This window comes from Parabacteroides sp. HGS0025, from assembly GCF_000969845.1.
Classification (GTDB): domain Bacteria; phylum Bacteroidota; class Bacteroidia; order Bacteroidales; family Tannerellaceae; genus Parabacteroides; species Parabacteroides gordonii.
Map to the genome: position 1 here is coordinate 600,363 of NZ_KQ033903.1, position 13,153 is coordinate 613,515.

The 13,153-nt window shown below is 44.9% G+C and carries 12 protein-coding genes and 1 tRNA gene; 9 read left to right on the forward strand and 4 right to left on the reverse strand.

Annotated elements, in window-relative coordinates; genetic code table 11:
• Nucleotides 1–44 precede the first annotated feature (44 nt).
• Nucleotides 45–1,784 carry a T9SS type A sorting domain-containing protein gene (locus tag HMPREF1212_RS19480; protein ID WP_046150755.1) on the reverse strand — a complete coding sequence of 580 codons (1,740 nt, stop codon included), beginning with the start codon at nucleotides 1,782–1,784 and terminating at the stop codon, nucleotides 45–47.
• A gap of 71 nt (nucleotides 1,785–1,855) precedes the next feature.
• Here HMPREF1212_RS19480 and hflX point away from each other — a divergent pair, with 71 nt between their 5' ends.
• Entirely contained in the window at nucleotides 1,856–3,076 is a 1,221-nt protein-coding gene (gene hflX / locus HMPREF1212_RS19485; RefSeq protein ID WP_028726404.1) for a GTPase HflX, read from the forward strand.
• A gap of 28 nt (nucleotides 3,077–3,104) precedes the next feature.
• A complete protein-coding gene (locus tag HMPREF1212_RS19490; RefSeq protein WP_046150756.1) occupies nucleotides 3,105–5,099 on the forward strand; it encodes a DUF4954 family protein in 1,995 nt (664 codons plus the stop codon).
• Here the strand turns inward: HMPREF1212_RS19490 and xerD are convergent.
• A complete protein-coding gene (gene xerD / locus HMPREF1212_RS19495) occupies nucleotides 5,087–5,992 on the reverse strand; it encodes a site-specific tyrosine recombinase XerD (protein WP_046150757.1) in 906 nt (301 codons plus the stop codon). The genes HMPREF1212_RS19490 and xerD overlap by 13 nt on opposite strands.
• Nucleotides 5,993–6,092: 100 nt before the next feature.
• Between xerD and aroQ the strand changes: the two genes are divergently transcribed.
• The 5 genes from aroQ to HMPREF1212_RS19520 all read left to right on the forward strand — a co-directional run bounded on the left by aroQ (nucleotide 6,093) and on the right by HMPREF1212_RS19520 (nucleotide 10,352).
• Nucleotides 6,093–6,509 (forward strand): type II 3-dehydroquinate dehydratase, encoded by a 417-nt coding sequence (gene aroQ / locus HMPREF1212_RS19500; protein ID WP_028726407.1) that lies wholly within the window; start codon nucleotides 6,093–6,095, stop codon nucleotides 6,507–6,509.
• Nucleotides 6,510–6,564: 55 nt separating this feature from the next.
• Nucleotides 6,565–8,016 (forward strand): pyruvate kinase, encoded by a 1,452-nt coding sequence (pyk, locus tag HMPREF1212_RS19505; protein ID WP_028726408.1) that lies wholly within the window; start codon nucleotides 6,565–6,567, stop codon nucleotides 8,014–8,016.
• A gap of 125 nt (nucleotides 8,017–8,141) precedes the next feature.
• Nucleotides 8,142–8,768 carry an O-methyltransferase gene (locus HMPREF1212_RS19510; RefSeq protein ID WP_046150758.1) on the forward strand — a complete coding sequence of 209 codons (627 nt, stop codon included), beginning with the start codon at nucleotides 8,142–8,144 and terminating at the stop codon, nucleotides 8,766–8,768.
• A 12-nt stretch (nucleotides 8,769–8,780) separates the two neighbouring features.
• On the forward strand, nucleotides 8,781–9,116 hold the full coding sequence (gene rbfA, locus HMPREF1212_RS19515; RefSeq protein ID WP_028726410.1) for a 30S ribosome-binding factor RbfA: 336 nt from the start codon (nucleotides 8,781–8,783) through the stop codon (nucleotides 9,114–9,116).
• A 12-nt stretch (nucleotides 9,117–9,128) separates the two neighbouring features.
• Complete coding sequence (locus HMPREF1212_RS19520; RefSeq protein WP_046150759.1) at nucleotides 9,129–10,352, forward strand: FtsX-like permease family protein; 1,224 nt, start codon at nucleotides 9,129–9,131, stop codon at nucleotides 10,350–10,352.
• Here the strand turns inward: HMPREF1212_RS19520 and HMPREF1212_RS19525 are convergent.
• Entirely contained in the window at nucleotides 10,345–11,427 is a 1,083-nt protein-coding gene (locus HMPREF1212_RS19525) for a mannose-1-phosphate guanylyltransferase (RefSeq protein ID WP_046150760.1), read from the reverse strand. The genes HMPREF1212_RS19520 and HMPREF1212_RS19525 overlap by 8 nt on opposite strands.
• Nucleotides 11,428–11,603: 176 nt before the next feature.
• Between HMPREF1212_RS19525 and HMPREF1212_RS19530 the strand changes: the two genes are divergently transcribed.
• Nucleotides 11,604–11,687, forward strand: a tRNA-Leu gene (locus tag HMPREF1212_RS19530).
• Between the two features lie 102 nt (nucleotides 11,688–11,789).
• On the forward strand, nucleotides 11,790–12,263 hold the full coding sequence (locus HMPREF1212_RS19535) for a GNAT family N-acetyltransferase (RefSeq protein WP_046151245.1): 474 nt from the start codon (nucleotides 11,790–11,792) through the stop codon (nucleotides 12,261–12,263).
• A 19-nt stretch (nucleotides 12,264–12,282) separates the two neighbouring features.
• Here HMPREF1212_RS19535 and HMPREF1212_RS19540 read toward each other — a convergent pair whose 3' ends face one another.
• A complete protein-coding gene (locus tag HMPREF1212_RS19540) occupies nucleotides 12,283–13,041 on the reverse strand; it encodes a class I SAM-dependent methyltransferase (RefSeq protein WP_046150761.1) in 759 nt (252 codons plus the stop codon).
• Between the last annotated feature and the right edge of the window lie 112 nt (nucleotides 13,042–13,153).

The window sequence follows — 13,153 nt, forward strand, 5'->3', positions numbered from 1 at the left end:
CTTTATTACTTTGAACAGGCAAAGATACAAGATAGTTCCGGCTTTTATTGGGTCAGAACGCATTTGTGTTGGGCGCGATAACCACCGGCTTCAATAATAATAATGTACAAGCCGGACCGGAGAGACAAAGGCAACACGGATGAACCATTTAATACAGCGCGGTAATATACAACGCGTCCGGTAACATCTATCACTTTTACTTTTCCGGCAGACGGAAGATTGTCGAGATAGAGTGTATTGCCTTTTAAGAAACTTTTCCCTGTTTCCTTTTCGACTTGGGATATTTGGGTCTTAACTTCTGTCGGCTCTGCCAACTCTGAACGCAAAGAGAAATCGGATTTCAGCAAGATTGCATTTGCCGCAGATAGTTCACCGATAATAGTCAACGCGGTAGCAGCCGTCGCCTTGACAAAGAAAGCGGCAAATGGCGGAAGTGCGTAATTGCTGCCTATCGGATAGGGCTTATAGGTATTCCCAGCGTATAAATAGATATTTCCATCCAGTGCCGGATCAGTTTTTATCCGGGAAAGTTCCAACGGTGCGGGCAGCGGGTTACCACAAAGATACCAACCGCTATGATCGGTATCAACATCACCGGAAGATGATATATTTATAGGTATAGAGGTGGCCTTACCGAAATTGTCCGGTATATTCTCTTTATCGACAGAAAAGGTCAATGTATTGTCAGATGCCGCAGCGTCTAATGCGACCAGATAGCCTTTTCCTTTCTCAAAGATAAGAGGATTCTCTGAAGAGGACGGCATAGGAAAGACTTCCCAGTTTCCGGTAGCCTGTTGACTGGAAGCTCGTTTGTCGCTGTTATAAGTTTGCACATACAGGTAATTTCCATTACCGGAAAAGGCATCATCTTTCAACTGAAAACGGGGATCGAGCCCTTTCAGGGAAACATCGAAAGGGAAAGAGAGGAAGTACCATTTACCTTTTTCAGGGAAGGTATAGTATATCGTTATCTGCTTATTTACTGTTAGCTCTCCGGCTACTGTCAGTGAAATGTCAGTGTTATGGAGAAACAGTTCATCCACAATGAAATGACCTTTATCAATAATACGTAAGCTACCGTCAGCTAAACCAGCCTGGTTACATTGTACCAAAGAATTGATTTCTACGCCCCCATTTATCAAAGCACGCCGGTGACGAAAAGGGGGAAGATGAGACCAACGAATTGTATCGTTCCAGTTCCCATTACCGGAAAAAAGAGAATATTGGGGGATCTGACCAAAGGCAAATATTTCACTAAGCAGATAATATCCATTGTAAGTCTTTTCTGCCGGGTCAGCTGCAATAAATTCCATAGAATAGGGAGAGCCTGTTATTTGTGCATTAGTATAATTAAGGTCTACATTATCAACCTTTGGCTCATACAACTTTCTCGTCTTTAATAGCCCTCCGTAAAGATAACGCAATGTCATAATCTCCTTTAATGCAAGCGATTTGGCCGCACAGCGCATTTGTATTATTCCATTTCGATAGTTATCTATCTTAAAAGAATCAAAAGCAACACCACTACCAAGAGGTATCACCAACGCTTTTTGTATTTCCGACACATTAGTTTCTCCTATAACTGTATACTCCCAGTTATCACCAGCCGCCCCCGAAAACGTCTGCATACGAAACGTATCGACAACTACCATATTCCCGCTTCCTTTCACAAAACCAGACCATTCAGACGGATTAGACACTTGTGCCCGGACAGGCACTAAAACTGTTAGAATTGCAGTCCCGGCTAAGATGCGCCGAAACATACGTAAATGTTTCTTTTTCATAGTTAATACTATTTTGGATTGATTTATGTTCGCAAATATAAAGAAATAATTGAAATGATTATCTTTGTCGCATGAAAGAATTTATCATATCAGAAGCGCTGACAGAAAAAGCGGTGCTCGTTGGTTTGATTACCCCCGAGCAAAACGAACAGAAAGTAAAAGAATATCTGGACGAATTGGCATTCCTTGCCGATACGGCCGGAGCCGAAGCCGTGAAACAATTTTATCAGAGACTGGACTATCCGAATCCCGTTACATTCGTCGGAACCGGTAAGCTTCAGGAGATAAAAGAGTATGTGATCGAAAATGAAATCGGACTGGTTATCTTCGATGACGAACTCACCCCCAAGCAGCTCCGTAACATTGAGAAAGAACTTCAGGTGAAGATACTCGACCGTACCAGCCTGATCCTCGATATATTCGCCCATCGTGCACAGACCGCCAACGCAAAAACGCAGGTGGAGCTGGCCCAATATAAATATATGTTGCCGCGACTGACCCGTCTGTGGACTCACCTGGAACGCCAGCGTGGTGGTGTCGGTATGCGTGGGCCGGGTGAAACGCAGCTCGAAACCGATAAACGTATCATCCTGGATAAAATAGCCAAGCTGAAACGCGACCTGGTAGAGATCGACAAACAGAAAAGTGTGCAGCGGAAGAACCGCGGCAAGATGGTTCGTGTGGCATTGGTCGGATATACCAACGTCGGCAAGTCTACGCTGATGAACCAGTTGAGCAAGAGTGAAGTATTTGCCGAAAACAAGCTGTTTGCAACACTCGATACGACTGTCCGGAAAGTGATTGTCGAGAACCTGCCGTTCCTGCTGTCAGACACGGTCGGTTTCATCCGCAAACTACCTACCGAACTGGTGGAGTCGTTTAAATCGACACTCGACGAGGTGCGCGAAGCCGACCTGCTTGTTCATGTGGTAGACATCTCCCACCCGACTTTTGAAGAACAGATCGAGGTGGTAAACAAGACATTGGCCGAGATCGACAAGAGCGAAAAGCCGATGATCATGGTATTCAACAAAGTCGATGCCTTCACCTTCGTTCCGAAAGACGAGGACGACCTCACTCCGCGGAAACGTGAAAATATCGACCTGGACGAACTGAAACGTACCTGGATGAATAAGTTGCAGGATAACTGTATCTTTATCTCCGCCAAGGAACGTACCAATATCGATGCTTTGAAAGCATTACTATACGAACGGGTTAAACAGATACATATCACCCGTTTTCCTTACAACGACTTCCTCTTCCAGCAGTACGACGACGAAGAACAGGAGTAAGCCGGAAGAAATACAAACTAGTTGACCAATGGATAAAATAAGAAACCTGCGGCCGGAAGAGATTGCGATCCTGAAATCTCAGGACTGCCGCGCAGAGAGCTGGGATCAGGTATTAGTCCCACTTTCCTTCGATACGAAGTATCTCGTTAATGTTCGCTTTTCGGGAACGGTTATAATCGGTCTTTTCGAAAAGGAGTTTACGCTGCCCGGCGGAATAAAGAAGCATAGCGGGATCAGGAATGCGACTTTGCATAATTGCTTCTTAGGCAATAATATCCTGATCGAGAACGTACATAATTATATTGCGAACTACCGCATTCACGATAATTGCTATATAGAGAATGTCAACATAATGGTCGTGGAAGGGGAAACGACGTTCGGCAACAACGTACAGGTATCGGTCTTAAACGAAACCGGCGGTCGTGAAGTACCGATCTTCAACCGGCTTTCCGCCCCTTTGGCTTATGTGATCGCACTTTACCGCCACCGCCCGAAGCTGATCGGCAAGCTACAGGAAATGATTGCCGATTATACTAAAAAACTGACTTCCGACTACGGGACAGTAGGTAAGGATGTAAAGATAATCAATGCCGGAACGATCCGCAATGTCGATCTAGGCCCATACACCACCATCGAAAACTGCACACGCCTGGAAAACGGAACGATAAACAGTAACGAAGAAGCTCCTGTATATATCGGCGATAGTGTGATCGCCCAGGACTTCATTATCTCTTCCGGAGCGGTTATTGCCGATGCAGCAAAGATTATCCGCTGCTTTATCGGACAGGCCTGCCATGTGACGCATAATTTCTCGGCACACGACTCCCTGCTGTTCAGTAACTGTTCGTTCGAAAACGGGGAGGCTTGCGCAATCTTTGCCGGTCCGTTCACGGTATCCATGCACAAGAGCAGCCTGCTGATTGCCGGTATGTATTCGTTCCTGAACGCCGGCAGCGGTTCCAACCAGAGCAACCACATGTACAAACTCGGCCCGATCCATCAGGGAATTGTGGAAAGGGGCTCCAAGACAACCAGCGATTCTTATATCCTCTGGCCGGCACGTATCGGCGCTTTCTCGTTGATCATGGGACGGCATCACCATCACAGCGATACATCCGACATGCCTTTCTCCTACCTGATAGAGCAGGATGACGAAACTTATCTTGTTCCGGGCGTTAACCTGCGGAGCGTCGGAACGATCCGTGATGCCCAGAAATGGCCGAAACGCGACAAGCGTACCGACCCGAACAAACAGGATATGATCAACTACAACCTGTTAAGCCCTTACACCATCCAGAAGATGATGAAGGCAGTCGACATCCTGAAGAACCTGCAAAGCCTTGTCGGTGAGACTTCCGAGATATATTACTACCAGAACACCCGTATTAAAGGCTCTTCCCTGCGGAATGCCCTGAAACTGTATGGGATGGCAATCAATAAGTTCCTGGGTAACTCATTGATCAAAAGACTGGAAGGCACCCGGTTCAAGAGCCTGGAAGAAGTACACAGTCAATTGATCCCGACAACCGAAGAGGGAGAAGGAGAATGGGTAGACCTGGCCGGCCTGATCCTTCCCAAAGACCAACTGGATGGACTGATCGAGGATATTGAAAACCAGGAGACAACCTCGCTGGGTTTTATCGATTTGTTCTTCCACACCATGCACTATCTGTATTATGAGATGGAATGGACGTGGGCTTATAAGAAAATAGAAGAATACTACGGCATAAAACTTGACTCCATCACCGCTAACGAGATCATACAACTGGTGGAGACATGGAAGTCTTCCGTAATCGAACTGGATGAGCTGCTGTACAAGGACGCACAAAAGGAATTCTCGCTTACTTCAATGACCGGCTTCGGCGTAGACGGTTCCAGGAAAGAGAAACAGGAAGACTTTGAAACCGTTCGCGGCGCATTCGAACAAAACCCATTCGTTACAGCCGTCAAAGAGCATATCGTGACGAAACGGGCGTTGGGAGACGAACTAATTGAAAGGATAAAAGGCATTCATTCCCTGTAACGGCTCCGGGGATGATGCTCCAGGATTTCTTTACGCAGGAATTCCCGGTCGATATGGGTATAGATCTCTGTCGTCGTGATCTTTTCGTGCCCGAGCATATCCTGAATGGCACGAAGGTTGGCACCGCCTTCCAGTAAATGGGTGGCAAAAGAATGGCGGAACGTATGCGGACTGACATTCTTTTTTATGCCGGCCATCTCCGCCTGCTGTTTGATCACATGAAACACCATGATACGCGAAAGCCCTGTCCCCCGGCGGCTCAGGAAAAGAATATCTTCATACCCCTTCTTTACCGCGACCAGATTCCGATCCAGCAGATAATTCTTTATCTCCCGGATAGCCGTATCGGAGATCGGGACAAGACGTTGTTTGCTCCCTTTCCCTTCCACTTTGATAAAACCTTCATCGAAATAAACATCCGAATAGCGCAGGGAAGTTAGCTCGGAAACACGCAATCCGCAACTGTACAACACTTCCAGCATCGCCCGGTTACGCTGGCCTTCAGGCAAGGACAGGTCGATAGAATCGAGTATGTCATTTATCTCGTTGACGGTCAGAACTTCGGGCAACTTCAATCCGATCTTGGGCGATTCTAACAATTCGGTAGGATCGACTGTTATATACTCGTCCAGCAACATGAAGCGGTAGAACGACTTAATACCCGAGATGATGCGAGCCTGTGAACGGGGATGTATGCCGATATCACGCAACTGGGCGACGAACTGCTGTAAATCCTGATAGGTTATGTCGGTGTAATCCTTTCCCTCCGATTCGATGAAACGGGTCAGTTTATCTAGGTCGGTCAGGTAAGCCTCTATCGAATTGGCAGATAACGACTTCTCCAGCCGGAGCCAGGTCTTATATTTGCCGATTATATCTTTTCCTTGCTGCATTGTAGACAGGTAATTATGTATGTGTCAAATAAAATCACTACCTTTGCCGGATATTTTCAGCCCGTACAAGGTGGTACAAAGGTAATAAAGTTACAGCAAAATGAAGAAGATTCAGATTATTAACGGTCCTAATCTTAACCTGTTGGGCAAACGAGAGCCGACAGTGTATGGTAGTGCTTCATTCGAAAGTTATCTGGACGAACTACGCGCCCGATATCCTCAGTGCGAAATAGCGTACTATCAAAGTAATATTGAAGGTGAAATGATAAACAAAATTCACGAAGTGGGTTTCGACTATGATGGTATTATAATGAATGCGGGAGCATATACACATACATCCATCGCATTACATGACGCCATAAAAGCTGTAAATACGCCGGTAGTAGAAGTACATATTTCAAATGTACATGCACGCGAATCATTCCGCCATGTCTCTATGATATCCGCTGCCTGCAAAGGAGTGATCCTCGGGTTCGGTCTGGATTCATACCGGTTGGCGCTTGAAGCGCTTATCTAGTTGACTGTTGTCGACTCTTACAAGGAATAATAGGTTATAATATTTATAAGGTTATATGTTAAAGCATACTAAGATTGTTGCTACGATTTCTGATCAGCGTTGTGATGTTGAATTCATCCGTTCGCTGTATAATGCAGGAATGAATGTTGTGCGCCTGAATACGGCTCACATGATGGAAGAAGGTTTGAACCGTGTCGTAACAAATGCCCGTGCCGTATCCGACCGCATCGGTATCCTGATGGACACAAAAGGCCCTGAAGTTCGTACTACGATATGCCAGGAACCGATCCCGTTTACTACAGGTGAACGTGTAAAGATCATAGGTGATCCGAACGGTGAAACTACGCATGATTGTATTTATGTATCATACAAGAATTTTGTCGGCGACCTCATCGTCGGAAGCGATGTCCTGATCGACGATGGCGACCTGGAACTGAAAGTGATCGAAAAACATGACGATCACCTGGTCTGCGAAGTCCAAAACGATGCCGTACTCGGTAGCCGCAAGAGCGTGAACGTGCCGGGTGTACGTATCAACCTGCCTTCACTGACAGAAAAAGACCGTAAAAACATTCTTTGGGCTATCGAGAACGACCTCGATTTCATCGCCCACTCTTTTGTAAGAAACAAACAGGATGTATTGGATATCCAACAGATCCTCGACGAACATAAAAGCCCGATCAAGATCATCTCCAAGATCGAGAACCAGGAAGGGGTCGACAATATCGACGAAATCCTGGAAGTGACTTACGGTATCATGATCGCCCGCGGTGACCTGGGTATCGAAGTTCCGGCAGAAAAGATCCCGGGCATTCAGCGTGTATTGATCCGCAAATGCGTGGAAATGAAGAAGCCGGTAATTGTGGCTACCCAGATGCTTCACTCCATGATCAAGAACCCGCGTCCTACCCGTGCGGAAGTGACCGACATCGCCAATGCTATCTATTATCGTACGGATGCGTTGATGCTGAGCGGGGAAACGGCTTACGGTAAATATCCGCTGGAAGCTGTCCAGACAATGACGAAGGTTGCCCGCGAAGCTGAAAAGACCAAGCTGGCTGCAAACGATATCCGCGTTCCTATCGAAGGAAACGACCTGGATGTTACTTCATTCCTGGCAAAACAGGCGGTGAAATCATCCAACAAGTTGCACGTAAAAGCGATTATCACAGACAGCCATACCGGACGTACAGCACGCTATCTGGCTGCATTCCGCGGTACATCCACTGTTTTTGCGATCTGTTATAACCAGCGTGTAACCCGCATGCTTTCTTTGTCATACGGTGTATGGGCTGTTTATCAACCCTGGGACGACAGCCGCCGCGGTTATTTCTTCAGTGCGCTGAACGAACTGATCAAAAGCGGACGTATCACACGCAACGATATGGTAGCTTATCTGAGCGGTAGCTTCGGCGAAGGTGGCGGAACGACATTCCTTGAAATCAACAACGTAGGTAAAGTGTTGGATTCAGGAAGCAACTATTCCCTGCCGACTTTTAAAGAATAATCCGATAAAGATAAAAGAAGGTGTTATAAAAGTCGAAGTGCGGTGACGGATCAAGTCTGTCATGGTAAAAAGACTATTTGTAACATCTTCTTTGTATATTTGACCCGTAAACATCTTTATTTATAATGACATTAGACGAATACATTCTCTCCCACAGTGACGAAGAAGGCGAGTTGTTATCCTCCTTAAACCGGGATGCCAACGTAAACCTCCTGCGTCCGCGTATGCTGTCCGGCCATTTGCAGGGAAGGATACTGAAAATGTTTTGTCGCATGCTACGCCCCCGGCGCGTATTGGAAATCGGTACTTATACCGCTTACGCCACTCTTTGCATGGCCGAAGGAACTGAAGAAGATGCACTGATCCATACCCTTGAGATAAACGATGAAATGGAAGATTTCATCATGAAGTATCTTTCCCGTTCTCCTTATAAAGATAAAATAATGCTGCATTTCGGTGACGCGATGGAAATCATCCCGCAGCTCGATGAAACGTTCGACCTGGTGTTTATCGATGCAGACAAACGACTATATTCAGCATACTTCGATCTGGTATTTCCGAAAATCCGTCCCGGCGGCCTGATCCTGGCCGACAACACGCTTTGGGACGGTAAAGTATTGGAAAAACCTCACCCGGCAGATAAACAAACCATCGGTATTCTTAGTTTTAATGATAAAATAAAAGCAGACCCGCGGGTGGAGAAAGTGATCCTTCCGCTTCGCGACGGCCTGACAATGATTTGGAAAAAGTAAAATTACAACGATATGGAAAGTACAAGACTGAATAAGATTGGTCGTCTGATCCAGAAAGAATTAGGCGATATTTTCCAGAAACAGACCCAGGGAATGCCTGGCATTCTGATTTCTGTAAGTGCAGTGCGCGTTAGCCCCGACCTGGGTGTAGCCAAAGCATACCTGAGCATCTTCCCTTCCGAAAAAGGCGAAGAGCTGCTGGAATCGATCCGCGCCAATACCAAAGCGATCCGCTTTGACCTGGGCAAACGCATCGGTAAGCAGGTACGTATCATTCCCGAACTGAGCTTCTTCATCGACGACTCGCTGGATTATATTGAAAACATTGATAAACTGCTTCAAAAATAAGACATCCGAACTTTGAATCTCCCGTTCTATATAGCCCGGCGGTACCTCTTTTCGAAGAAATCCCACAATGCGATCAATATCATATCGATGATATGTGTTTGCGGGGTGGTGGTCGCTACCATTGCATTGGTTTGCGCCCTGTCGGTCTATAACGGGTTCAATGATCTGGTTGCAGGTATGTTCAGCAGTTTCGATCCGGAACTGAAGATCACGCCCCGGACAGGAAAAGTATTCGATCCGACAACCTCCGATATGCAGAAAATAAGGGAGTTGCCGGATATTGCTTTTTTCAGTGAGACATTGCAGGACAATGCCTTGATCCGCTACCATGACCGTCAGGATGTAGCTGTCGTGAAAGGGGTGGATGATGCTTACCAGCATCTTACCATGATGGATAGCGCGCTGATAGACGGCAATTTCACACTACAAGACGAAGTGGCAGACTACGCCTTGCTGGGAGTTGGCCTGTCGTCAAAACTAGGAGCACGGCCGGGCTTCGCCTCTCCTCTGGAATTGTATGTGCCTAAACGGGATGTGAAGGTCAACTTATCGAATCCTTCTTCTTCGTTCAACTGGAAATATGCCTATACCGGCGGAGTCTTCATGATCAATCAACAGGTCTACGATGAAGGCTATATGATTGTACCTCTCTCGCTGGCCCGCGAACTGTTCCATTATGATAAAGAAGTCAGCGCCATAGAATTGAAGCTGACAGATAAAGCAGATCTTTCTTCCGTAAAAAAGCAGATAAAAAGCATTTTAGGGGATGAGTTCATTATCCGGGATCGCTTCGAACAACAAGAGGCCTCGTTCAAAATGATGCAGATAGAGAAATGGATGACTTTCCTGATCCTCTGCTTTATCCTGGCAATCGCTTTATTCAACGTAGTAGGTTCGCTGTCGATGCTGATGATCGAGAAGCAGGATGATGTACGCACACTCCGCAACATGGGAGCAAGCGACAGCCTGATTCGCCGTATATTCTTATTTGAAGGTTGGATGATCTCCGGCTTCGGAGCGTTGATAGGGATCATGATCGGCCTGGTTCTTTGCCTGTTGCAACAATCGTTCGGCCTTATCAAACTGGGACAGACGGCCGGTGCCTTTATTATCGATGCTTATCCCGTACGTGTTATCTTTACGGATATCCTGGTAGCGTTTGTAACGGTAGCGGCCATTGGATTTATGGCCGCCTGGTATCCCGTTCATTATCTGGGGAAGAAATGGTTTAATTAAATTCCGCCCCGTGTTTTATTTGCGCATCGGCAACAAACTGTTTGATGCGTTGCTCATCGTCTTTCTTACAAATGAGGAGTACATTTCCTGATTCAGCCACGATACAATCATCCAGTCCCTGTACAACAGTCAGCCTTTTAGGGTTTCCTACTGCGATCACATTGCCCGAACTTTCATACAGCAGCGCATTACTGTTCTTCAATACGGCATTGTTGTTCTCGTCTTTCGGAGCCAGTTCGAACAATGATCCCCAGGTTCCCAGATCGGCCCAACCGAAGTCGGCACACAACATATATACGTTATCCGCTTTCTCCATAATACCGTAGTCGATGGATATCTTCAGGCAATAAGGGAAATTCTCACGGATAAAGTCACGTTCATGTTCCGTATTGAATTTATCTTTACCCAGGTCGAAACGTACAGCGATATCCGGCAGGTATTTGCTGAATGCATCCAGAATAGCATCTACATTCCACAGGAACAATCCGGAGTTCCAGAAAAATTCGCCACTCTCATAAAAGACCTTTGCCAGCTCCAGGTTCGGTTTTTCCGTAAACGTCTTTACTTTGGTAAATTCTCCCAGCATAGAGTCGCTGCTCTGAATATAACCATAACCGGTTTCCGGACGACTGGGCTTGATACCCAATGTAACCAGTGCCTTATTCTCCTTAACAAAATCCAACCCGCGCTGAACATCATTCAAGAACACATCTTCTTTTAGGATCAGATGGTCGGAAGGTGCTACAACGATATTGGCATTCGGATTACATGCTTTGATGTGATATGCTGCGTATGCGATACAGGGTGCCGTATTTCTACGTGCAGGTTCCAAAAGGATCTGGTCTTCTTTTAACTCAGGCAGTTGCTCTTTGATCAGATCGGCGTAAGCTTCATTTGTGACAATAAAAATATTCTCTGTTGGAATGATTTTGGAAAAGCGGTCGAAAGTCATCTGCAGCAAAGAACGTCCGGTTCCGAAGAAATCCAGGAATTGCTTAGGATAACTTTCTCTGCTAAAAGGCCAGAAGCGACTGCCAATCCCTCCTCCCATGATAACGCAATAATTATCTTTCATGATACACAGGTTGTTTTTATATTATACTCTTACAAAGTTAACGAAATAATCCGGGATTTAGTCTCCCTATCTTGTATTATTAGCCTTCCGTAACAGATAATTTGAAAAAAAATAGCTGAACGCTTGCAAGAATAAAAAATATGCGTACCTTTGCAACGCATTAGAAAAAAACAAATGCCCAGATGGCGGAATTGGTAGACGCGCTGGTCTCAAACACCAGTGGATTCACTTCCATGCCGGTTCGATCCCGGCTCTGGGTACTTAAAGCTCCTGATAAAATTTTATCAGGAGCTTTTTACTTTGAAGTATTTCAAAATTAAACATTGGTATCTAGCATGAACTTCCACTATAATAATTTAGAAATGAATAAAATCCGCCAAGCAAACCTATCAGATATTCCGGCTCTGAAAGAGTTATATCAGAATACCGTTCTAACTGTAAACCGAAAAGACTATACAGCTGAGGAAGTGAAAGACTGGGCTTCTTGTGGAGCAGATGCTGCACATTGGGACGAGCTTCTCAAAGAGCAACATTATGTAGTGGCTGAAAATGAAAAAGGAGTGATTGTAGGTTTTGCGTCTGTAAACGATGCTGGCTATATGCATGCGTTGTTTGTACACAAAGATTTTCAGCATCAAGGCATTGCATCATCTTTGTATAAATACCTCGAAATATATGCGAAAGAAAAGGGTGCGAAAAAATTAACATCAGAGGTTAGCATCACGGCTAAACCATTTTTTGAAAAACAAGGTTTTCAAGTCGATGAAGAGCAAAAGCGGAAAGCAAATCAATTGTGTCTCATCAATTACAAGATGAGCAAGGAACTGCATAAATAAGGCGGCGCAAAAAATAGATTCACATGGTTTTGCAAACAAAGATTTGTTTCTCTGATTTGTTTTCAAATCGTTCTTCTTCAAAACTCCCAAACTTATGGATAATCTCAAATCCAGCCCCCTCCAGATAGGAGTCTAATTCCTGCGGGAAAAACAATCTCATATCCAAGTTTTGGATTGAATGAAACTCACCATTTATAAAATAATGCCATTCTATGCGATTAATTTGGGTTGCGCTTTCATAACGCATTGTTTGTTTGATCAATACTGCCCTTCCATCTTCAGTTGTATATTCAGCAATTTTCTTCTGTTCTTTTTCACCTTCAACAATATATTGGATATTAGGGTTAAAGCAATCCAACAGGAATAAGCCCCCTTCTTTAAGATGATTTTTAACCCCATTGAATGCCTTAAATAAATCTTCATTTTTATATAAATGATGGATCGAATTAAACGGAATAAATATAAAGTCGAATTTTTCTTGCAAGTTTAACGATCTAATATCTGCTTCAATAAAATTGATCTCTAATCCTGCTTCAGAAGCTTTTACCTTTGCTTGTTCAAGCATTGATGAAGTATAATCGACTCCACAAATGTTGTATCCCGCCTTTGCAATTGGAACTGTAAGTCTACCTGTGCCGCAGCAAAGCTCTAGTATTTTAGCCTCTTTATTTTTCGGCAGCCACTTTTTGTAAAATTGCAAATCAGACAGGAAGGTATTTAATCCGTCATAAATATTTGCGTCATAAATCAAATCGCCCACCTTGTAATCTGTATTCATTCTGTTCTTCAAATTATATTTTTATGTATGTCTCCAGGTAAACCTGTTTCCATTAAGACAAAGCTAATATCTTTTTTGGTTGAAGCGGAAGTAATGATAGAAAATATTCAGT